Genomic DNA, 21,696 nt, shown 5'->3' with positions numbered 1-21,696 from the left:
ACGGGGGTGCTAAATGACTGCGTGGATTATCCGGGCCGGTAAATACGGCGAACGTGAGCAGTGGGCCCTCCAAGAGGGCGTAACAGGTGGGGGCTGGTTCGAAGTCGCGGACCTAACCGCAGCAACGACTAAGGACCAGGTCCGCGCCGCCGTCGAGACCGCGTTCCCGACCGCCTCACCCGGACGAATCGCGAACTTCACCGGCCAGCTCTGGGCGATCCGCCACACCATCACACCCGGCGATCTCGTGGTGATGCCATTAAAGACCACTAAGAAGATCGCCCTCGGCATCTGCACCAGAGGCTACGAATACCGGGCAAGTGAGACCGATCCGAACACCCGCCACACACTCACTGTTGACTGGAAGACCACCGACATCCCCCGGGCCGCGATCAAGGACGACCTGCTCAACACCATCAACGGGGCCATGACCGTCTTCCAGGCATCGAAGAACAACGCCGAACAACGCCTGCGTCGTCTCCTCGACACCGGGCTCGACCCGGGCAACAACCCACAGACCACCCCTACCCGAACCACCACTGCGACCGGTTCGACTGGTGGTAGTGAAGCTGATGACGTTACTGACCCGGCTGCAATTCCGACCTTGGAGACCATTCGGGACCGGGTACGCACCCACCTGGTCGAGAACTTCAAGGGACACGGCCTCACCGAGCTCGTGGCAGGGATCTTGCGCGTAGAAGGTTACGTCTGCGAGGTGTCCCCACCTGGGCCAGACCAAGGGGTAGACATCATCGCCGGCCGCGGACCCCTCGGCCTCGACTCCCCCACCCTCATCGTCGAGGTGAAATCCGAAGAGGGACCTATCGGCTCATCGGTCGTGCGCGGCCTTCAAGGAGCCATGGGCCAGCACCGGGCCGATCAATGCCTCCTTGTCGCATGGGGAGGGCTGAAGAAGCAGGCACGAGCTGAAATACGCACCGACCGCCTCACAACCCGGATCTGGGACGCCGACGACGTCCTCGACCACCTGTTCGAGGTCTACGACCGGCTCCCCGACGAGTTACGCATGAGAATCCGCCTCACACGCGCCTGGGTCCTCGATGAAGAAACCGGATAAACACCCCCACAGTGGTCCTCATCTAGCCTCCTCCCTTCACCGGTAACGTACCGCAAGCTCACCTATCCCGGGTTCGTCGTCAGCTGCACCGCGACGGTAGAGGGCACCGTTCGAAATTGGATCCCCTTACGTACGGACGCTGTTGCGTTGAGGTGTACCCCAACGCCACAACCATGTGGTGACGCTTCACCCCGCAAATCAGGCGGCCCTCCAACGCGCTATGGACTCATGGGATAGTCGTGGCTATGATCTTTCTCGGGTGGTTCTGGACCTCCCTACTCCGAGTCTGAGTCCCACGCTACGAAGACCTCGAGGACAACAGTTGCTGATCCAGGTTTTGCTACCTTTCGGATAAGAGATCTCTCTCAGAACCAAGGGGCTTGTAGGCGTGGGGTGCAAGTCTCGGGATTGAGATTGAGATGATGTCCATCAACAGCACAAATGACCGCTCGGTGACGCAAGATGCCCGCGCATGGCAAAAGTTCACCGAGGGCAAGCACACGGCCGCGTTGCGACAAATGAGGTCACCATTCGCTCAAGGCCTCTTGGGTGAAAGAGTCAGCGCACGACAGCTAATCTCCACTCTGCGCGACCACCCCCTGATCGGTGCCGACGAGGGAGATTTTGTCCTCGGTCACATGGGGTTCTACGCCGACGATCTTTTCACCTTCGATGGCGAAAAGGACTACATCCAGCTCGCCCTGGTCGTTGAAGTGCTTCGCATGTTCAGCCTGGAGGACCCTGCCACTCCTCCAAGCGTCGGTAGCTACAGGCTCAAGCACACTGTTGAGAAGTTCCTTCCCTCTCCGTATTCGTATGTGACTAACGGGCAACTGATTTGGGCGGCAGCTGCGCTGGATCTTCCCATTGCCGAGTACGACACCGACGGTGGGCCTAACCTGCTGATCGGCATACCGGACCGGGAGCATGAATATGTACGAGCCATGGTCGAGGGCGGGGCGAACCAGCCAAAGGCACATCACTTCCGTCCACCTGGATTCGCCTACCTGCAGGATGCACTCCGGCGCTGCGCTGCGGGTGAGCGGGTCGAAGACGAGTGGGAGAAGCCAGCCGCCGGGAAAGTGTCAGCTCCGTTCCATGACTGGTTGATAGCGCAAGCTGAGCGGGACAATCCGGTCGGGACCTTTGCCGGCGACTACGCCGAAGGTGTCCGGCGGAGTGAGCACCGGTTCACTTCTACGCCCGACGACTTGCTGACCCTCTTGACCGAGGTCTCTCGTTCTTCTGAGGCATACGATGCGGCTCGAACTGCGATTGGGGAATGGCTTGAGACCACTCCCCAACCAAAGGGGGTCCGTACTCCGACTATCAGTGCGACGTCCGAGGCTGTTGGATATGGTGAGCGCGCCGGCACGACGGAGCGGATCGAATTCCGGTGCCCATGCGGTGACGGGATGATCGTCGAGGAGCACGACAACATTCCTGGGTTCCGCGACCACAGCGTCTGGATCGAGTGCAGCAAGTGCTCGGATGAGTGGAGTTTCCTCGACGGGCAACCTACGCGCGGCTGGGCCTTACAACCAGTGCTCTAACGACCTGCCCTAGACAGCTCCGTCCGCCAGGCGGAGCTGTCTAGGGCAGGCCTGCTTGAATACACCATTCACTCAGGCTGGATCGGTGTGGCGCAGACTGAAGTCGGCGCAGCACCTCGGGGCGAACCACGATCGCTAACCAACACCGACACCCAAATCACATCGATCAGGCTGGCAGGAAAAATTAAGACTACTGTTAATACGTGGACCGAAGAAAACTCATTCAATCGTTTGCCCGTCATCGTTTCAACGAGCAAGCTTTCGTTGCGTACCCAGATCATCCACTCCTGTCCCGAGGCCCCGATCTGCTGGCAAGTAACGACAGTGGTTTAGTTGCGGCTTTCATGTACAGCAGCCCCTGGTCTCGCCCTGCATCTCCTAGTGAGCAAAGCCGAATACTTCTGTCCCGCCTCGCGTTACCGGAAAACACAGCATTTTGGCTCATAATCTCTAACAATAAATTACCCGTCTCAACAAATGATTACGCGCTATTCGACGTAGCAACAACGCTGATGGATGAAGAGGGTGAAACCTCGAACGACATATCGGTGGATGAGGATTTTCGGCACGTTCTTCCAGTACTAAAACGCTTCAATTCAGAGCGATTTGCGGCTGCTTGGGCTCCGCCGAAAAAGCTGAACTCCATCGACATTAAAAAACCGGGGTTTCCCACTTCCAGAGTTCATTCTAATCGCCACAAGTCATTCGCGTCATGGATTGACCTCTCAGTTGATGGAAGTCTTTCCGCGGAAATTGATGAAGAACATGGCAGGACACAGTTGATTTCCCGAGTTAGATCATTTTCCACTGCGGCGACATCCCTTGATTACGGGATTGGCAACGGAATCTCACCACTGTTCCAGACGGCTAAATTGCTTGAGAACGGCGATGCTTACCTCTCGTTGCACAGAGCTGATATTAAACAGAATTGGCGACCCGAAGGTGCCACCACAAATGATCTCTTGAAACCTTTCCGAACTGCTGCGTTCGCGGGCGCAGCGGTCAAGTACCCGGCGTTGGGATAAAATGAACTCTAAAAACAGATTGCTGACGCTTAATATTCTTATTAGCGGCCACTCCCATCTGATGAACTCACCAAAATTGACCGCAATCACTGGAGAACTCGCGCGTATTGATGCGACATCGAGGATTGCACAACATAGCGGTTGGTTGCTCGCCGTGCTACACACAACTCGTGCGCTCGATACCACGCTTCGCGAACTCCTTACTGCTAAGAGTTGGCTCCAACCGTCCGACTACAGTCTCGGAGACTATATGAAGCGCCTTCTAATCAAGGGTGCGTTGAGTCAAGGCGAGAAGGAAGCATGGATGGCTTCGATCGTGAACCAACGGAACAAGTACATGCATGCAGCTGGGGAGATGCCCGATCGAGTACGGGCTGACGCGCTATTGAGCGAGATGCATGCCTGCCTCGCCGTTGTTCTTAGCAACCCTTAGCTTGGCGTGTCGCGAAGACTACGAACGGTCCCTAGAGGCATGACCTGCTGGGGCGCGAGGACGGTCCGTCTACGTTCTGTACAGATACCCCTAGTATCCGCCTGCTTCTGGCTGCACTTCGTTCCATCTGCATAGCGCAGGTAGGGTTCGGAGTGAGTTCGTCCCGCGCTGCTTGCGAGGAGCACGGGCTTCATTCATGTAGAAGTAAGGATGGGGATGTCACGACTTACCGACCTTCTGCGCGCTGCCAAGCAGCTCGACCCGCAACTTGGCAAGGATCTCGAGAGCGAGATCCAGCCGCTGCAGGAGCGTTTGCCTTTTGAACTCAACTTCGAGCGGCACGCCCCTGAAGCTGTCGAGCTCGCCGGCCACAAAATCCGCAAAGGAAGCAAGGTCCGCGTCCTTCCTCCTAGGGGATCCACGATTGCTGGTGACAAGCGTTTGTGGCGCGTTGAAGCACTTCAAGGGGATACTGTCGAAATCTCACTTCTCGACAGTGCGGAAGATGAAATTCGCACGGTCGAGCGTGATGACCTCATCCTGGTAGCCGAGTTCCGAGACTGGATATACCCGGGGCTTCGTCCAGACGGCACGGTCGAGCGTGGAGGTGATAAACCTTTTCACACCGTTATCAATGGTACAGTAAATACTAAAATCAGACCGCTGAAAGGTTCAAGTTTTGACACTCTATGTCTATGTTGATAATTCCAACGTATGGATTGAAGGAATGCGACTAAGTGCAGTAAAGAATGGCTTAGCTAAAGATATACGTGAAGCAATGAATAAAGGAATTAGCGACCCATCATGGACGTATGATTTTGGTCAATTATATAAATGTATTTGCCCTGATACTGCGCAGATTGGCCGCTCAAGCTTGTTTGGATCTTTGCCACCAGACAACGACTCCCTCTGGGAGCTTGCTAAAAAAGAAGGTTTCGAAGTCTTTACTTTTGCCAGAAATGCGGCAAACAAAGAAAAACAAGTCGATGTTGCCATAGCTACACAGATACTCTCTGATTCATTCCAGTACATGAAGCCTGGGGATAAAGTTGTTCTTGTTTCTGGAGACAGAGATTATTTACCGGTAATCGAGAACCTTAGGGAACGAGGTTTTGAGACAGTCGTAACCTTCTGGGAGCACGCAACCGGAAAGGAACTTAAGACTGCCCCAGTTTCCTTCTCTCCACTTGATCCACTATTTGACCACCTGACTCGAAAATAGATTCTTAGCAGAAAATTATTTTCTATTGAGGCGCGAATTTTCTCACCAAATTTCTCAGTACCCATGAAGCTTCCTTACGAGAGCGGTATAAATGCTCGAGCATTGCGTGGACGGCATGGCATCCTCACCAGACCAAGATGTCGAGCAGACGAAGGTCAGTGAGCTTGTCGAGCCGATGGACCCGCGCCACCTCGTCGTCCTCTGACGAGTCGAAGTCGCGGAGCCGTTGACGCAGTTCGTCTATCGCACCGGTGGTGCGTGCCTCGAGGAGTTCTTCGCGGATGACAACCCATGCTCGCTGGTACCCCCCGAAGTCACGGTAGGTCCTGCGCAGACCCCGGGTCTGCGGCTTGTATGCCTTTAGTAAATGAGTGTCCAGAATCGGGTAGAGGGCTGGGTACTTCAGGTAGAGGACCTTTGAGAGTTTCGCGATGCTTACATCTGGGGACGTTCTTTCAGCAAAGTGCCAGTACAGGTCTGTCATGCCGCTGAACAGTCCACTCGTTTCCTGCGGGTCTGCGTCAGCCAGGTCCGCAGTCGCATCGACCCATGGTGCTGTAGCCGCTGCATCGACGAACCGGGCAGCCTGTGCGTAGGACATTCGTGAGCTGACCTTCCGTGTGCGCATGACCTCATCGGTGGTCAGTACGCCCGGTTCTCCTGTGCCTTGTAGGTCGAAGGCCAGCGGTGTCTTCCACGGATAGCCTTTCAATCGTGCAAATGCGTCAGTGACGGAATAGGTGGTACCGGCAACGGTGAGGGTCCGATTGGTCATGGATCGATAGTGCCAGCACTCAGATATCACAAGCCGCTGGACGCGCACAAGAACCGTCTGAATGTGTTTTCGACCGAAAATTGTTCATAGGATCTGCTGCACGAATAGGTGGCTCTGCGCGACACCACCTGAGCAGACCGAAGCTTCGACGCCCGAAGCCGATATCTATTTCGTATGCGCTGTTATCGGCAATCGAGCCTCGTGCGGCCCACCAGCACCATCACGACTCAGTGCTGGCGAAAGCGAACGCACGTATATGGCCGCGAGTGCTGGCTTCACCGAGTAGCACTGACGTTGAAACACGAACGGGGCCTGCGCAGCAAGGGACCCCCCCGCCGCCGTCGCCAGTCCTACCGCCAGCGGCGGAGGACTGCTGCGGTGGCCAGTGCCGCCGAGACGGCCTCGTGCCCCTTGTCCTCCGACGAGCCGGGCAGCCCCGCGCGGTCGAGTCCCTGCTGCTCCGTGTCGCAGGTCAGCACCCCGAACCCCACCGGCACGCCCGTACGGACGCTCACCTCGGTGAGGCCGGACGTCGCCGCCTGGCACACGTACTCGAAGTGCGGGGTACCACCGCGGATCACGACGCCGAGAGCGGCAACGGCGTCGAAGGACGGCGCCACGCGCGCGGCGGCCACGGGCAGCTCGAAGCTGCCGGGCACGCGGATCTCGGTCACCTCCGCTCCGGCCTCGGCAGCCGCACGACGGGCGCCGTCGAGCAGACCGTCCATGATCTGGGTGTGCCAGCTCGCCGCGATGATCGCGAGGCGCAGGGGTGCGCCGTCCTGGGTGGGCAGTGCGCTGATGTCGATGCTCGGTGCTCCGTGGCCGCTCATGGTTCTCCTTCTGGTGGGTGCTGGAAATGGGGTGGTGCAGGTGGATGTCCGTCAGGCGCCGTCGCGGGCGTGCAGGTATGCGACGAGGTCCTCGATCGAGACGAGCGGGAGCCCGTGGTCGTCGGCGAACCGGCGCAGCGCGGGAAGGCGCATCATCGACCCGTCGTCGTGCACGAGTTCGGCGATCACGGCGGCGGGCCGCTTGCCGGCGAGGACGCTGAGGTCCACGCCGGCCTCGGTGTGGCCCGGGCGCACCCGTACCCCGCCGGGAGCCGCGCGGAGCGGGAAGACGTGACCGGGTCGAGTGAGATCTGCCGGCAGCGTTGCAGGATCGGCGAGGACCGTGGCGGTGCGCGCACGATCGGCTGCGCTGATGCCGGTGCTGACGCCCCTCGCCGCATCGCAGGACACCGTGTATGCCGTGCCCTTCGAGTCCTCGTTCACCGCCGTCATGGGCGGCAGGAGGAGCCGGTCGGCGTCCTCCGCCCGCATTGGCACGCACAGCACGCCCGAGGTCCAGCGCACCGTCCATCCGACGAGTTCGGGGGTCGCGTCCTGGGCGGCGAAGACGATGTCGCCCTCGTTCTCGCGGTCCTCGTCGTCGACGACGACGACGGCACGCCCGGCGGTGATGGCCGCGACGGCGTCGTCGATGGTGTCGAGCCGGATCTCGCCCATCACGGGGCTTCCGGGGCGTGCGGCCCGCCCTGCGCGTCCACCGCGGCGAAGCCCAGGAGCCGCTCGGCGTACTTGGCGAGCACGTCCATCTCGAGGTTGACGGGGTCGCCGATGGACTTCGCGCCGAGGCCGGTCTCGCGCAGGGTGGTGGGGATGAGCCCCACCTCGAACCACTGCTCCTGCTCAGAGGGCGCGCTGACGGCGGTGACGGTGAGCGAGACGCCGTCGATTGCCACCGATCCCTTCTCCGCGGCGTAGCGTCCCAGCTTCTGCGGGAGTCCGAACCGCAGCCGGTGCCAGGCACCGAGGTCCTCACGCTCGAGCAGCACGCCGAGGCCGTCCACGTGTCCCTGGACGACGTGCCCGTCGAGCCGCCCACCGGCCGGGACGCACCGCTCGAGGTTCACGGGGGCACCCGGTTCCAGCTCGCCGGTGGTGGTGCGGCGGAGGGTCTCCCCCATCACGTCCACGCCCACGCGCCCGCTGGCGCCGTCGAGGGTGACGGCCGTCAGGCAGACCCCGTTGACCGCGATCGACGCGCCGGGCTCGAGATCCCTGCCGGTCTCGGGGGCTTCGAAGACGAGCAGGGCGCTCTCGCCGTCGGGGGTGACATCGAGCGAGACCACGCGGCCCTGCTCGGAGACTATTCCTGTGAACATCGGTTCTTCCTTCGGGTGGAGCGGTCGGAGTGGTGAGCGGGGTGAGCCGGGGTCACCCGGGGTGGAGGTGCAGTCGTACGTCGGCGCCGAATCGCTGCATGCCCGGGCCGCCGGCGTCGTCGAGCCTCCAGGGGCTCGCGTCGGCCAGTGTCTGCACGCCGAGGTCCGGGAAGGCTGGTGTCCCCTCGCCGAGGATCACCGGTGCGATGTAGGAGAAGAGCTCGTCGACCACCCCTGCCTGCAGGAAGGCGGAGGCGATCCGCGGACCTCCTTCGACCAGGAGATGGCGGACGCCCCGGCGGTAGAGCTCGTCCAGTGCCTCGGGGACGTCGTGGGTGGTCAGTTGGAGGAAACCGAGACCCCGCACGGCGGCGCCCTCCGGCACGGGTGTCCTGCCCATGACGACCCGCAGACCGATCGCATCCGAACCAGCAGGAGTGGCGGTGCGTGCCGTCAGCCGGGGATCGTCCGCGAGGACGGTGCCGGTCCCCACGAGGACGGCGTCGGCCAGGGCCCGGATCCGGTGTCCGTCGGCGCGTGCCTCCGGGCCGGTGATCCACTGGCTCGTGCCGTCCTGCGCCGCCACCCGCCCGTCCAGGGACTGCGCCGATTTCAGGGTGACGAAGGGGCGGTGCGTGGCCGTGGCCGAGCTCCAGCGCGCGTTGAGCTGCTCCGAGCGGGCGGCCTCGAGGCCGCCGATGCACTCGACGCCGGCGGTGTGCAACTGCTGGGCGCCGCCTGCGGCAGCGCCGTTCCGGTCGTCGGCCGCGTAGACCACGCGGGCCACCCCGGCGTCGATGAGCGCCCTGCTGCACGGTCCGGTGCGGCCGGTGTGGTTGCAGGGCTCGAGGGTCACCACGGCGGTGGCGCCACGGGGGTCGTTCGCCCGGGCGCGGGCGTCGGCGAGGGCGGCGGGTTCGGCGTGCGGTGTCCCTGCTCCCCGGTGATGACCCTCCCCGAGGATCGTGCCCTCGGGTGAGAGGAGAACGGCGCCGACGAGCGGATTGGCGCCCCTGACCCCCTGGGCGGCGAGCGCGAGGGCGCGCTGCATGGCGTCCGCTTCCGCGCGGGTGGTGCCCGACGTCATGCTCATCGACGAGTCCGGGCAGGGGCGAGGGCGCTTGCTGCGGGGCTGCTGGCTTCGACGAGCCGCTGCGGACGATCCATGCCGATCCTTCACCGATACGACGGCTCCGGGCAATGGCTGCAGCAGGGGACACGTCGCGGCACGAGTGACGACGACGGACGCCACCCGTACGACGGGCAGCGCTCAGATCCTGCTGTTCGTGCTTCTCCCATCCAGACTTTGACTGTCGGTCCCGGAATTCCACCGGCTCAACCGCCCCTGCTCCGCGGGTGCGGAACATCAGGCGGGTCGCGGACTATCACCGCCGGTTCGGACTTACACCGACCCCGGAGCACGTACTGCGTCCATTGTTTCACAGGGGCGCGACCCACTCCCACCCGGGCTGCGGGATGCGCCCGACGCAATAATCGGCGTCGTTCATGCGTTGATCAGGATGACGTCGGCTTCCGCGGCGTCCTCGTCCGCTCCTAAGGTTGATGTCATGTCCACGCATCTCGTGTCCCCGTCCCTGCCTGTGGCGGTCACGCGGGTCGTCGAAACGGTCCTCCCCACGCAGCACGGCGTCTTCCGCATGATCGGCTATCGCGATGACACCGCCGCCGAGCACATCGCCCTCGTGCGCGGGAACGACGACGACCTCGACGGCGCTCCGCTCGTCCGGGTACACAGCGAGTGCCTCACCGGTGATGCCTTCGGGTCGTGGCGGTGCGACTGCGGGGACCAGCTCGACGCCGCGCTCGCGGCCATCGACGAGGAAGGCGCCGGCGTGGTGGTGTACCTCAGGGGCCAGGAGGGACGCGGCATCGGGCTGCTCGCCAAACTCGAGGCCTACGCACTGCAGGACCTCGGAGCCGATACCGTGGACGCGAATCTCGCCCTCGGACTGCCCGTGGACGGTCGCCGCTACGACCAGGCAGCCGGCATCCTCCTGGACCTGGGAATCGATACCGTCCGGCTCCTGTCGGGGAATCCCGCGAAGGAGGAGGCGCTCGAGGCCCTCGGTGTCACCGTGAAGGAACGCCGCGGCCTCGCGGTGACCGAGCGGAGCGAGAACCGGGGCTATCTCGCCACCAAGCGCCTGCGCATGAACCACGACGCCGTGCCACCGACCCACAGCTGATCGGCCGGATCCCACCGCCGACGGGGCGGAGCGTCAGGACCGTTCGACGGCGACCACCGGATCGTTGCGCCCGGACTAGAATTCGGACGATGAGTGCCGAACGAAGTGGACTGGTTTCATGACGAGCAATGCCACGGAGGGCTCCAGACGCCCGCCGACGGCCCAGGCCTTCGTGCTCGCCGAACTCCGGCGGGCGATCATCGCCGGGGAGTTCCTGCCCGGACAGCCACTCCGCCAGGACGCACTGGCGGAACGGTTCGGCGTCAGCCGTGTCCCTCTCCGCGAAGCGCTGAAGACCCTCGAGTCCGAGGGGCAGGTCCACTACGAACCCCACCGTGGCCACAGGGTGGCCACCCTCTCCCTCACGGATCTGCTGGAGGTGTACCGGATCCGGCAGCTGCTGGAGGGGGAGGCTGCACGGGTCGCGATGACGAGGACGCTCAGCAGCACCGTCCTGGAGGATCTCAGGAGTGCTGCCCGGGACGTCGAGACGGCGAGCGGTGCAGGGGACCTGCTGGGGATGACCGAGGCGAACCGGCGGTTCCACTTCATCCTCGTGGAGGCAGCCGGGATGCCGCGTCTGGAGCGGATGATCCAGATCCTGTGGGACGCGACCGACGCCTACAGGTTCGTCTACTACGGATCGGAGTCCAACCGTTCACGCGTGGAGGACGAACACGTCCTGATCATCGAGGCGTTCGCGGAGCGGGACACCGAGAAGCTCATCCTCCTGCTGGACGAGCACCGCGAGCACGCGGTGAAAGCCCTGAGGACCTTCCTGGAGGCCGGTTCCGCTCGAGAAAACTGACCGTTCGGACTCCGACCGGAGTAGTTTTGTGATGCGGGTTACATTCTGTCCGCAAATTGTATACAGTCTCCAATGAGGTGCACCGACGGACCTCGGCGCCCCTCGGGTGCCCACGCTTTCTGCCCAGAGAATCGGAGATGCTTCCTTGGCTGATTGGCTTGGTATGGAGGATCAGCGGGTGCTGGTGGCCGGTGCCGGTGGCATCGGCGCGGCCTGCGCGGAAGCCTTCCTCCAGGCGGGAGCACGGTTGCTCGTGGCTGACCAGAACGCGGAACGCCTGTCCGGCTTCGCCGGTACGGCGAGCACCATCACCGCTGATCTGACGACCACCGACGGGTGCGAGCAGGCAGTACGCGCCGCGCAGACGGAGCTCGGGGGCCTGGACATCCTCGTGCACGCGGTCGGCATCAACAACCGCGTGCCCATCCTCGACACTCTGGACGAGGACTGGGACAGGATCCTCGATGTCAACCTGTCCAGCGCCTTCCGCCTCGGTCGTGCCGCCGGCCGCATCATGGTCGACGCCGGGTACGGCCGGCAGATCTACTGCTCCTCGGTCTCGGGCCTGCTCGCCCATCCCGACCACGGGCCCTACGCCGCGAGCAAGGGCGGACTGAACCAGCTCGTCCGGGTGATGGCGCGGGAATGGGCGGCCAGCGGGGTGACGGTCAACGCGATCGCGCCGGGCTACGTGGAAACGGCCCTGACCAGCGCCTACCTCGACCGCCCGGGCGTGCGTGAGCTCTACACGGGCCTGGTTCCGGCCGGCCGGCTCGGCACCGTCGACGACCTCACCGGCCCCGTGCTCTATCTCGCATCCCGGCAGGCGGCCTTCGTCACCGGCCACGTCCTCTACGTGGACGGGGGGCGGACCCTTGTCTGAGGCCACCGACACCACGAGGCCGCAGCACACCGGACGGTTTCCGCTGCTGACGCCGGCCGAGCTCTCCGCCGAACAGCGCGTGGTCTACGACGCCATCGCAGGGCCCCCGCGGGGCAACGGGACGTTCACGGTGGTCTACGACGACGGCGCGCTCGCCGGCCCCTTCAACGCGATGCTCCTCGCCCCCGCCCTCGGCAATGCCGTCCAGGTGCTCGGTGCCGTCCTCCGCTTCGAGGGTGCTCTCGACGGACGACTGCGCGAACTCGTGATCTGCGCGATCTCCGCGGACCTCGACTCGGCCTACGAGTGGTACGCCCACAGCCGGGTGGCAGCGACCGTGGGAATCGTCGAGGACGAACTGGAGCACCTCAGGAAGGGCGGCATCCCGCCCACCCTCTCCCCCGCCGAACGTGCCGCGCTCGACCTCACGAGACTGCTCCTGCGGGGCGCCACCGTCGACGACGACACCCATGCCCGCGTGCTGTCGCATGTCGGGCACGCCGGAGTCGCGGAGCTGTCCCTGCTGGTGGGCTACTACCGGATGCTCGCGGGCCTGCTCGCCGTCGGGGACATCCCGGCACCCGGCCCGGGACCCTGACCACCAGCACCGCGTCTCCCCCTTCCACCAAGAACCAGAAATCACCGACAGCAAAGGAAAATTTCATGACCACGAACCAGCGAAGCCGGAAGCGTCTCTGCGCAGCAGCACTGATCGCCCCCGCGCTCTTCCTTTCCGCCTGCGGTAGCCCCGAACCCACCACGAGCGGCGGTGGAGGCGGGGCCGAGGAAGGCGGCGGCGGCTCGCTCTCCATCGCGACGGGCGGCACCGGCGGCGTCTACTACCCCCTCGGTGGCGGGTTCGCCACCGTGATCCGCGACAACATCGAGGGCTACGACGCCACCGTCCAGGAGACCAACGCCTCGGTCGACAACATGCGCCTCATCGAGAACGGCTCCGCACAGCTCGCCTTCTCCGTGGGTGACGTGGTGTCCGACGCCGTGGAAGGCGCCGGCGAGTTCGAGGGCAGCCCCGTGGAGATCTGCTCGCTCGGCAACATCTACAACAACTTCATGCAGGCCGTCAGCGTCGACGGAACCGGCATCCAGTCCGTCGAGGACATGGCCGGCAAGGTCGTCTCCGTGGGGGCGCCGGGCTCCGCCACCGAGGTCGGAGCGCTGCGCATCCTCGAGGCCGCGGGGATCGACCCCGAGACCGGAGTGGAACGCCGCCAGCTCGGCGCCGCAGAGACAGTTGCCGCGCTGCGGGACGGCACCATCGACGCCGGATTCTGGTCCGGCGGGCTCCCCACGGGCGCGCTGATCGACCTCGCCAGTGACGGCGACATGGTGCTCGTGCCCATCGGCGAGTACGCCGAGCCCCTCGCCTCCCAGTACGGCGACTACTACGTCGCTGAGGACATCCCCGCCAACACCTACGAGGGCCAGACCGAAGCCGTCCCCGCCATCGCCTCCCCGAACCTGCTGGTCGCGAGCCCCACCATGGACGAGCAGCTCCAGCAGGACATCACCCAGGCGATCTTCGACAACGAGGAGGCCCTCATCAAGGTCCACCCCGCCGCCGTCGAGCTCGATGCCGCCACCGCCGGCGACATCTCCTACATCGAGACCTGCCCGGGCGCCCAGGCCTACTTCGACGAGGCCGCGGGCTAGGGAATGCGGAAGCCGGCCGCCGTCGTCGTCGCCCTGGCATGCCTCGGCATGCTGGGGGGCATGGGGTTCGCGAGCGCGTCCGGTCAGCCGGACGTCCTCGTCACCATCACCAACGACGACGGCGAGCTGGCGAGCGTACCGCTCACCGGGACCGGCTTCTCCGTGAGCTACCGCAACTCGCTGTACGGCACCCGGGCCGAGGAACGCTACACCCTCGGACCCGACGGCACCTTCGTGCTGGACCAGATCGCAGCCGACCAGCTCGCGGTGCTCGAGGAGTACTACGCCGTCCCCGGCGTCCCGTCGGCTGCCGCAGAGTCCGATCGCCGGGAATGGGTCGTGGAACCGGACCCGGCGCGGCCCGCCGTGTTCGAGGAGCTCTCGATCGCGGCGACCGACCTCGGACAGCGCACCCTGCACGTGGACGGCGCTCCACCCCTCGAACTGTGGAGCCTCGTCGACGACAACAACCCGTTCGTTGAGTTACATCTCAAGGAGACACCATGACCGAGCGACCAGACGGCAACGGCGCCGTGAAGGCGCACACCTCCGCCCCAGCCCCCAGGCACAAGGCGTCCACGCCGGACGAGCATGCGGACCGTGCGAGGCTGAAGGAGGACGAGCCGGTCAGCCCCCTCGAGCGGGAAGACATCATCGACGAGGAAGCACTGATCGCCGAGTTCGAGGCGGAGAAGCCCGCGCGGCACCTGAGCGGACTCCCGGGCCTGCTGATCAAGATCGCCGGTGCAGGGCTCTCGCTCCTGGCCCTCTACTGGGTCTTCAATCCCATGCCCACCCAGTTCTACCTCCCGCTGTTCCTCGGGATCGGCCTGTCCCTGACATTCCTCGTCTACCGGGGCTGGGGACGATCGGAAGCCTCGAAGGCGAAGAGGTCGGGGGACAACCCGGGCATCGCCGACTGGGCTCTCGCGATCGTGGCGCTCGTGCCCTTCCTCTACATCGTCTCCGACTGGGACGGCTTCTTCCGGCGCGCGATCACTCCCACCTACCTCGACCTGGCCATGGGCGTGATCGCCATCCTCGTGACCCTGGAGGCATCACGCAGGACCGTCGGGATCCTCGTGCCGCTGGTGGTCGTGGGCTTCTTCGCCTACGCCTCCTTCGGCTCCCTCGTCCCCGCTCCGTTCAACACCTCGTCCTTCAATTGGATCCGCCTCGTGGGCCACAACGTCATGGGCACGCAGGGGCTCTTCGGTGTCCCCACCGACGTGGCAGCGACCTACATCATCCTGTTCACCATCTACGGGGCGGTCCTCGGGGCATCCGGGGCCACCAAGTTCTTCATCGACCTCTCCTTCTCGGCCTTCGGCCAGTCCAAGTCCGGGCCCGGCCGCACGGTGACCCTCGCGGGATTCCTCCTCGGCACGGTCTCGGGCTCGGGAGTAGCGACGACCGTCACCCTCGGTGGTATCTCCTGGCCGCTGCTCCGCAAGGCCGGCTACCCGAAGGAACACGGCGGTGCCATCCTCGCTGCCGCCGGCATCGGCGCCATCATGTCCCCTCCCACCCTGGGAGCGGCCGCCTTCATCATCGCCGCGCTCCTCGGCGTCTCCTACCTCCAGGTCCTCATCTGGGCCACCATCCCCACCGTGCTCTACTACTTCGGCATCATCCTGGCCATCGAGATGGATGCGCGCCGCTTCAAGACCAGGGCCGTGGACTTCGACGTCAAGCCGGTGGGCAAGCTGCTCCTGCGCTTCGGCTACCATTTCAGCTCCCTCGCCGCCATCGTCGTGTTCATGGCCATGGGCATGACCCCGTTCCGTGCCGTCGTGTACGCCACGATCCTCGCGTTCGTGCTCAGCTTCCTCGACCGCGCCTCCTGGATGACCCCCCGACGCATCTTCGACGCGCTCGCCACCGGTGCCACCGGAGCGCTGTCGGTCATCCCCGTCATGGCGGCAGCAGGACTGATCGTCGGCGTCATGACACTGACCGGCCTGGGCCTGAAGCTCGCCAACATCATCGTGGACTTCGCCGGCGGCAGCCTGCTCCTGACGGCCATCTTCTCGGCGATCTCGGTGATCCTGCTGGGACTGGCGGTCCCCGTAACGGCGAGCTTCATCATCTCGTGGGTCATCATCGGGCCCGCCCTGCAGGACGTGGGCGTCCCCGCGTTCGCGGCAGCGATGTTCATCTTCTACTACTCCGTGCTCAGTGAGGTCTCACCTCCCACGGCGCTCTCCCCCTTCGCCGCATCCGCCATCACCGGCGGCAAACCGATCCAGACCATGTGGCTCACCTGGCGCTACACCCTCTCGGCCTTCCTCGTACCGTTCATCTTCGTGCTCTCCGGTCCGGGCGTTGGACTGCTGCTGCAGGGCGGCATCGGCACCGTCGCGCTGGCCTTCGCCGTCTCGCTCCTGGCCGTCGGCGCCCTCGCCGTCGCCACCGGAGCCTGGCTGTTCGGCCCGGCCCGCTGGCCCGAGCGGATCCTGCTCGGGCTGGGATCGCTGCCGATGCTCGTCATGGAGCCGATGTACATCGGCATCGGCGCGGCGATCATCGCCGTCGGGGTCGTCGTCCACCTCCTCGGCCTCAAAATGCGGGGGCACCACCCGGACGAGGGTGCTGAAGCACCCGCCGAGCTCGCCACGTCGGGCGCTTCCGGCGCGTCCGGCGCGGGAGGCGCCACGGCCGTCGGCCAGGCCTCCGGCACCGGGACGGACGGCGCTGCCGACGGAACTCGCCGCACAGGAGCCGAATCGTCGTGACCCCCGCCAAGCCGCCGGGCGCGGGCGGCACCCTGCTCCAGGCCGTCACCGTGACCACCCTGGGCGTGCTGCCCGCCTTTCTGGTCGGCGCCCTCGCCGTGCAGATCCGGGACGACCTCGGCATCGGTCCCGCCGAGATGGGCATCGCCGCGGCGACCCTCTTCGCGGTCTCGGGGGTCGCCGCGCGGCGGCTCGGCCGGCTCGTGCAGCGGATCGGGGCGGCCAGGGGAATGGTGGCCTCGGCAGTCCTGGCCGCCGTCGCCCTCGGCGGGGCCGGCCTGGCACCGACCTTCGGGGTGCTGATCGCCGCCCTCGTGGTGGGCGGACTGTCCAACGGCCTGGCCCAGCCCGCGGCGAACCTCGGAATCTCGCGGGCGGTGGTCCCGGGCAGGCTCGGACTGGCGTTCGGCATCAAGCAGTGTTCCATTCCCGCCGCCGGCCTGATCGGGGGCCTCGCCGTTCCGGGCATCGCCCTGACCCTGGGCTGGCGCTACGCCTTCGCGCTGGGCGTCGTCCTGGCGGTGGCGCTGGCCCTGTGGGCCGGCCTCACCGCGCAGGGACCGGAGCGCCCGACGACGGGACCCGCAGCAGCCGCCGACCGCGGCACCCCACGGCGCGGACTCGTGCTGCTGGCCATCGGCGCCGGCCTCGCCGCGGCTGCCGCCACCTCCCTGGGGGTGTTCCTCGTGGATTCGGCGGTGGAGTCCGGGATGTCGCCCAGTGCGGCAGGATTCCTCTTCGCCGGCGCCGCGCTCCTGGGGCTCTCGATCCGCATCGTGCTCGGTGCCGCCATGGATCGGTATCCGCAGCGCAGCCCCTACATCCTGGTGGCCAATCTGCTGGTGATCGGCGTGGGCGGCTACCTCCTCCTCGCCTTCGGCTCCTCCGCGGCGTTCGTCTGCGGGGCGCTGCTGACCTACGCGGCCGGCTGGAGCTGGCCCGGGCTCGTCCACTTCGCCGTGGTGCGCGACAACCGGCAGGGCGCCGCCTCGGCCACGGGGGTCCTGCAGACCGGGCTCTCCCTCGGCGCCGCCGTTGGTCCCCTGCTCTTCGGTTTCCTCGTGGCCGCGACCTCCTACCGGGTCGGTTGGCTGACCGCCGCCGTCGTCGCCCTGCTGGCCGCAGCGACGTTCCGGCTCGGCCGGCGGAGCATCCGTGCGGCACGGTCGGCAGCAGCGCCCCTGCCCCCGGAGGACCCGGGGCCCGGCGCGCTTGCGCCGGACACGACTCCCCGTCCAGCCACCACCGCTGGAGGACCACCCATGAAAGGAACGTCCCCATGACCGACCCGATCCCGCACCTGTCCCCCGGACTCTGGGGGGTGCTGGCAACACCGTTCAGCGGAGCGGACCTCGCCGTCGACACCGACTCGCTCCGCCGTGAGGTCCAGCTGTACACGGGACTGTCGGCCACCGGGATGGTGGTCCTCGGCGTCTTCGGGGAGGGTGCGTCACTGACCGCTGCCGAGCAGTCCCTCATCGTCCGCACGGTCGCCGACGAGGCGGGGAGCACCCCGCTCGTCGTCGGCCTGTCCGCCCGCACCACCGCCGTCGCCATCGAGCAGGCCTCCACCGCCGTCGAGGCCGCCGGCAGCAACCTCGCCGCGCTCATGGTGCAGGCGAACACCGGCGACCCCGAGGTGCTGTCCGCCCACCTGACGGCCGTCCACCGCGCCACGGGAGCGGGCATCGTGCTGCAGGACTACCCGGTGGCCTCCGGCGTGAAGATCAGCGCCGAACAGATCCTGCGCGTCGTGGAGCAGTGCAGCTTCATCGTCGCCGTGAAATCGGAGGCGCCCCCCACCGCGTCCGCGATCGCGAAGCTCACCCGCTCCACGGACGTCCCCGTCTACGGCGGGCTGGGCGGCGTGGGGCTCCTGGACGAGCTCGCAGCGGGTGCGGCCGGCGCCATGACGGGCTTCTCCCACCCCGAGGGCCTGCAGATCGCGCTGACGGCCTTCGCCGACGGTGGTTTCGCCGGCGCTCGCAGTGCCTTCGCGCCGTGGCTGCCCCTGGCAAACTTCGAGGGCCAGCCCGGGGTGGGCCTCGCCCTGCGCAAGGAGATCCTGCGCCGCCGGGGCATCATCGCCGACGCATCGGTCCGGCCGCCCGCACCCTCTCTTCCGCCTGAACTCGCGGACCTGATCGACGCGCACCTCGACGCCGTACGAATGGAGATCGCCTGATGGATACCGGACTGACAGGGAAGAACGTACTGGTGCCCGGGGCGAGCTCCGGGATCGGCCTCGCCATCGCGCAGGCCCTCGGCGCCGAGGGGGCGAACGTCGTGCTCGCCGCGCGCCGCGAGGACGTGGTGAAGTCCGAGGCGGCCCGCCTGCCCTCCGCGGTCGGGATCGCCCTGGACCTGAACGACGACGGCGCCCCGGCCGCGCTCGTGGAGGCCGCCGAGAGCGCGTTCGGGCCCATCGACGTCCTGGTCCTCAACAGCGGCGGACCTCCTCCCGGCGGCGCGGCCGACATCACCGACGTACAGGCCCTCGCCGCCGTCCACCAGCTGCTGCTCCAGCACGTGCGGCTCACCTCCCTGGTGCTCCCGGGCATGAGGCAGCGCGCCTGGGGGCGGATCGTGGCCGTCGGATCCAGCGGCGTGCAGCAGCCGCTGCCCAACCTCGCGCTGTCGAACCTCGGCCGCGCCGGGCTCGCGGGCTACCTCAAGACCCTGGCCGCGGAGGTCGCCGCCGACGGCGTGACCGTCAACATGGTGCTCCCCGGCCGCATCGACACCGAGCGCGTCGCGTCGCTGGACTCGGCCGCGGCCCAGCGGACGGGCGCCACCCCCGCCGAGGCGCGTGCCGCGTCCGAGGCGGGCATCCCGGCACGCCGGTACGGCACCCCCGCCGAGTTCGCCGCCGTCGTCGCCTTCCTGGCCAGTGCACCGGCGTCGTACGTCACCGGAGAACAGATCCGGTGCGACGGCGGCATGGTCCGCGCCTACTAGCCCCCCGTCCTCCGACCCGAAAGGGCAGCTTCATGGCTCCCAGCATCCTGCACCTCTGTTCCATCACCTCCCCGACCTCCCCCGGGAGCGAGCCGGGGGCTCCCGGACCCGAGACGGCGGCGGTCGTCCACCCGCGGCGCGGCCTCGCCCGGGTGCGCGACCTCCTGCCCGGTTTCTCCGGCGACATCCTCGAGGTCCTCACCGGTGATCTCCTCGGGCAGCTCGACGCCGCCGCCGAGGCCGCCGACGACGCCGTCTTCAGCGATCCCGAGGACGCCGTGTACGGCGCCCCCTACCGCCACCCCCGCATGCTCTGGGGCATCGGGCTGAACTACATGGAGCACGCCTCCGACCTCTCCGAGGGCGTGCCCGAGGAACCCGCCTCGTTCATCAAGGGCGACCACACCGTCATCGGACCGGGCGAGGCCATCCCCATCCCCGTGCAGAGCGAGCGCACCACCACCGAAGCCGAGGTGGCGGTGGTCATCGGCAGGTACTGCCGCAACGTGGAGCCCGAGGATGCGCTGGACTACCTGGCCGGCGTCGTGCCCGTGCTGGACCAGACGGCCGAGGACATCCTGCAGCGCAACCCGCGGTTCCTCACCCGCTCCAAGAACTTCCCCGGTTTCTTCTCCTTCGGCCCCCGGATCGTGCCGCTGGCCGAGGCCGTGGGCGAGGGGACCCTCGCCGACATGGAGGTCTCCACCGTGGTCAACGGTGAGGTGAGGCGCAGCAACACGGTCTCCCACATGCGCTACGACCCCGCCTACCTCATCAGTTTCCACAGCAAGGTGATGCCGCTGTATCCGGGGGACATCATCTCCACCGGGACACCCGGTGCCATCCACGTCACGCCGGGAGACACGGCCGAGTGCCGCGTCTCCGGCGTCGGCGTGCTCACCAACCCCGTCACCGCGGCCGGCCAGGGCCGCTGACATGTCTCCTGGAGGACGGATCCCGATGAGCACGACCACGGACACGCCGGCGTCCGGTACCGCGCCGGAGCAGAACCCGATGCCCGGGCCGCTGGAGGGGCTGAGGGTGGCCGATTTCTCGCGGGTGCTCGCCGGACCGTTCGCCTCCATGATGCTGGCCGATTTCGGGGCGGACGTCCTGAAGGTGGAGAGTCCGGCCGGGGACGACACACGGTCCTGGGTTCCTCCGGTCGACGAGCACGGCGTGGGCACTTACTTCTCCAGCGTGAACCGGAACAAGCGCTCCGTGGTCTGCGACCTCCGCACCGAGGAGGGACTGGCGAGGGCCCTGGCCATCGCACTGGAAGCCGATATCGTCATCGAGAACTTCCGCCCGGGGGTCATGCAGCGTTTCGGACTGGACTACGCGTCCCTGGTGGGACGCCGTCCGGACCTGGTGTACTGCTCCATCACCGGCTTCGGCAGCACCGGCGGGGCACACCTGCCCGGCTACGACCTCCTCGTGCAGGCGGTGGGAGGGCTGATGAGCGTCACCGGTGCGCAGGATTCCGAGCCGAGCAAGGTGGGCGTGGCGCTGGTGGATGTGGTCACCGGCCAGAACGCCGTGGTGGGGATCCTCGCCGCACTGCGCTCCAGGGACGCGACCGGACGGGGCCAGTGCGTGGAGGTCAACCTGCTGTCGTCCCTGCTCTCCGGGCTGGTCAACCAGGCGTCGAGCACGCTGGCCACCGGCGAGGCGCCCCAGCGGATGGGGAACGCCCACCCCAGCATCGCCCCGTACGAGACCCTGCTGACGTCCGACGGCCCGCTGGCGATCGCCGTCGGGACGGACAAGCAGTTCGATGCACTGGTGCGCGTCCTCGGGGTGCCGGACCTCGCGGCCGACCCCCGTTTCCGGGACAACTCGCAGCGCGTGGCGCACCGCGACGCCCTGAAGGTCCTGCTCGAGGAGCAACTGGGCGCCAGGAGCGCCGCCGATTGGGCCCAGCTCCTCAGTGCGGCGGGCGTGCCCGCCGGCAAGGTCAATTCCGTGGCCGAGGCGCTCACCCTCGCCGAGGACCTCGGGCTCGCCCCGGTCGTCGAGATCACCGACTCCACCACCGGACGCACCAGTCAGCAGGTGGCCAACCCCATCCGGCTCTCCGAGACCCCCGCGAGCTACACGCGGGTGCCCCCGCTCCTCGGTGAACACGACGGGGCAACCTTCGCACCCCACCTCCAGCCCACCGCTACCGGAAAGTAG

General features: G+C 66.3%; 23 protein-coding genes and 1 riboswitch. Of the genes, 18 read left to right on the top strand and 5 right to left on the bottom strand.

Going from position 1 to position 21,696, the window contains the following annotated elements; all coding sequences use genetic code 11:
* Nucleotides 1-13 precede the first annotated feature (13 nt).
* From CI785_RS12305 to CI785_RS12290, 6 genes are all read left to right on the top strand, one after another.
* Nucleotides 14-1,078, top strand: a complete 1,065-nt coding sequence (locus CI785_RS12305) for a restriction endonuclease (protein ID WP_105032382.1) — start codon at nucleotides 14-16, stop codon at nucleotides 1,076-1,078.
* 422 nt (nucleotides 1,079-1,500) lie between these two features.
* Entirely contained in the window at nucleotides 1,501-2,631 is a 1,131-nt protein-coding gene (locus tag CI785_RS17365) for a hypothetical protein (protein ID WP_205753627.1), read from the top strand.
* A 203-nt stretch (nucleotides 2,632-2,834) separates the two neighbouring features.
* Nucleotides 2,835-3,656, top strand: a complete 822-nt coding sequence (locus CI785_RS17145; protein WP_157940254.1) for a hypothetical protein — start codon at nucleotides 2,835-2,837, stop codon at nucleotides 3,654-3,656.
* 1 nt (nucleotide 3,657) lies between these two features.
* The gene (locus CI785_RS17140) at nucleotides 3,658-4,089 is read left to right on the top strand and encodes a hypothetical protein (protein WP_157940253.1); all 432 of its coding nucleotides are present in this window, start codon (nucleotides 3,658-3,660) and stop codon (nucleotides 4,087-4,089) included.
* 216 nt (nucleotides 4,090-4,305) lie between these two features.
* Entirely contained in the window at nucleotides 4,306-4,791 is a 486-nt protein-coding gene (locus tag CI785_RS12295; protein WP_205753626.1) for a restriction endonuclease subunit M, read from the top strand.
* Nucleotides 4,769-5,311, top strand: a complete 543-nt coding sequence (locus tag CI785_RS12290) for an NYN domain-containing protein (RefSeq protein WP_205753625.1) — start codon at nucleotides 4,769-4,771, stop codon at nucleotides 5,309-5,311. The genes CI785_RS12295 and CI785_RS12290 overlap by 23 nt, the downstream gene beginning before the upstream one ends.
* A 124-nt stretch (nucleotides 5,312-5,435) precedes the next feature.
* Here the strand turns inward: CI785_RS12290 and CI785_RS17135 are convergent, their stop codons facing one another.
* From CI785_RS17135 to ribD, 5 genes are all read right to left on the bottom strand, one after another.
* Nucleotides 5,436-6,086, bottom strand: coding sequence for a DUF6308 family protein (locus CI785_RS17135; protein WP_157940252.1), 651 nt, complete (start codon nucleotides 6,084-6,086; stop codon nucleotides 5,436-5,438).
* A gap of 350 nt (nucleotides 6,087-6,436) precedes the next feature.
* On the bottom strand, nucleotides 6,437-6,919 hold the full coding sequence (ribH, locus tag CI785_RS12280) for a 6,7-dimethyl-8-ribityllumazine synthase (protein ID WP_105032379.1): 483 nt from the start codon (nucleotides 6,917-6,919) through the stop codon (nucleotides 6,437-6,439).
* Nucleotides 6,920-6,970: 51 nt separating this feature from the next.
* The gene (gene ribB / locus CI785_RS12275; protein ID WP_105032378.1) at nucleotides 6,971-7,597 is read right to left on the bottom strand and encodes a 3,4-dihydroxy-2-butanone-4-phosphate synthase; all 627 of its coding nucleotides are present in this window, start codon (nucleotides 7,595-7,597) and stop codon (nucleotides 6,971-6,973) included.
* Nucleotides 7,597-8,256 carry a riboflavin synthase gene (locus CI785_RS12270; RefSeq protein WP_105032377.1) on the bottom strand — a complete coding sequence of 220 codons (660 nt, stop codon included), beginning with the start codon at nucleotides 8,254-8,256 and terminating at the stop codon, nucleotides 7,597-7,599. Before CI785_RS12270 ends, ribB begins: the two co-directional genes overlap by 1 nt.
* A 52-nt stretch (nucleotides 8,257-8,308) precedes the next feature.
* Entirely contained in the window at nucleotides 8,309-9,349 is a 1,041-nt protein-coding gene (ribD, locus tag CI785_RS12265) for a bifunctional diaminohydroxyphosphoribosylaminopyrimidine deaminase/5-amino-6-(5-phosphoribosylamino)uracil reductase RibD (protein ID WP_105032376.1), read from the bottom strand.
* A 190-nt stretch (nucleotides 9,350-9,539) separates the two neighbouring features.
* Nucleotides 9,540-9,681, bottom strand: a riboswitch (FMN riboswitch).
* Nucleotides 9,682-9,824: 143 nt separating this feature from the next.
* On the opposite strand from ribD, the gene ribA reads away from it, so the two are divergent.
* The 12 genes from ribA to CI785_RS12205 all read left to right on the top strand — a co-directional run bounded on the left by ribA (nucleotide 9,825) and on the right by CI785_RS12205 (nucleotide 21,696).
* Nucleotides 9,825-10,463, top strand: coding sequence for a GTP cyclohydrolase II (gene ribA, locus CI785_RS12260; protein ID WP_205753624.1), 639 nt, complete (start codon nucleotides 9,825-9,827; stop codon nucleotides 10,461-10,463).
* A 118-nt stretch (nucleotides 10,464-10,581) separates the two neighbouring features.
* The gene (locus CI785_RS12255) at nucleotides 10,582-11,271 is read left to right on the top strand and encodes a GntR family transcriptional regulator (protein WP_105032374.1); all 690 of its coding nucleotides are present in this window, start codon (nucleotides 10,582-10,584) and stop codon (nucleotides 11,269-11,271) included.
* A gap of 145 nt (nucleotides 11,272-11,416) precedes the next feature.
* Nucleotides 11,417-12,154, top strand: a complete 738-nt coding sequence (locus tag CI785_RS12250) for an SDR family NAD(P)-dependent oxidoreductase (protein WP_205753623.1) — start codon at nucleotides 11,417-11,419, stop codon at nucleotides 12,152-12,154.
* A complete protein-coding gene (locus tag CI785_RS12245) occupies nucleotides 12,147-12,752 on the top strand; it encodes a carboxymuconolactone decarboxylase family protein (RefSeq protein ID WP_105032372.1) in 606 nt (201 codons plus the stop codon). The genes CI785_RS12250 and CI785_RS12245 overlap by 8 nt, the downstream gene beginning before the upstream one ends.
* A gap of 65 nt (nucleotides 12,753-12,817) precedes the next feature.
* A complete protein-coding gene (locus tag CI785_RS12240) occupies nucleotides 12,818-13,825 on the top strand; it encodes a TAXI family TRAP transporter solute-binding subunit (RefSeq protein WP_105032371.1) in 1,008 nt (335 codons plus the stop codon).
* A 3-nt stretch (nucleotides 13,826-13,828) separates the two neighbouring features.
* Nucleotides 13,829-14,332 (top strand): hypothetical protein, encoded by a 504-nt coding sequence (locus tag CI785_RS12235; RefSeq protein WP_105032370.1) that lies wholly within the window; start codon nucleotides 13,829-13,831, stop codon nucleotides 14,330-14,332.
* Nucleotides 14,329-16,560 carry a TRAP transporter permease gene (locus CI785_RS12230; protein WP_105032369.1) on the top strand — a complete coding sequence of 744 codons (2,232 nt, stop codon included), beginning with the start codon at nucleotides 14,329-14,331 and terminating at the stop codon, nucleotides 16,558-16,560. The genes CI785_RS12235 and CI785_RS12230 overlap by 4 nt, the downstream gene beginning before the upstream one ends.
* The gene (locus CI785_RS12225) at nucleotides 16,557-17,843 is read left to right on the top strand and encodes an MFS transporter (protein WP_105032368.1); all 1,287 of its coding nucleotides are present in this window, start codon (nucleotides 16,557-16,559) and stop codon (nucleotides 17,841-17,843) included. Before CI785_RS12230 ends, CI785_RS12225 begins: the two co-directional genes overlap by 4 nt.
* Nucleotides 17,840-18,745 (top strand): dihydrodipicolinate synthase family protein, encoded by a 906-nt coding sequence (locus tag CI785_RS12220; RefSeq protein WP_105032367.1) that lies wholly within the window; start codon nucleotides 17,840-17,842, stop codon nucleotides 18,743-18,745. The genes CI785_RS12225 and CI785_RS12220 overlap by 4 nt, the downstream gene beginning before the upstream one ends.
* The gene (locus CI785_RS12215) at nucleotides 18,745-19,518 is read left to right on the top strand and encodes an SDR family oxidoreductase (protein ID WP_105032366.1); all 774 of its coding nucleotides are present in this window, start codon (nucleotides 18,745-18,747) and stop codon (nucleotides 19,516-19,518) included. The genes CI785_RS12220 and CI785_RS12215 overlap by 1 nt, the downstream gene beginning before the upstream one ends.
* Before the next feature lie 32 nt (nucleotides 19,519-19,550).
* On the top strand, nucleotides 19,551-20,453 hold the full coding sequence (locus CI785_RS12210; protein WP_105032365.1) for a fumarylacetoacetate hydrolase family protein: 903 nt from the start codon (nucleotides 19,551-19,553) through the stop codon (nucleotides 20,451-20,453).
* Nucleotides 20,454-20,478: 25 nt separating this feature from the next.
* Nucleotides 20,479-21,696, top strand: coding sequence for a CaiB/BaiF CoA transferase family protein (locus tag CI785_RS12205; protein ID WP_420808236.1), 1,218 nt, complete (start codon nucleotides 20,479-20,481; stop codon nucleotides 21,694-21,696).

The organism is Arthrobacter ruber (assembly GCF_002954225.1).
Classification (GTDB): Bacteria; Actinomycetota; Actinomycetes; order Actinomycetales; family Micrococcaceae; genus Arthrobacter_D; species Arthrobacter_D ruber.
Note: the sequence above shows the minus strand (reverse complement) of the source record. Positions and strands in the feature narration are given on the sequence as shown.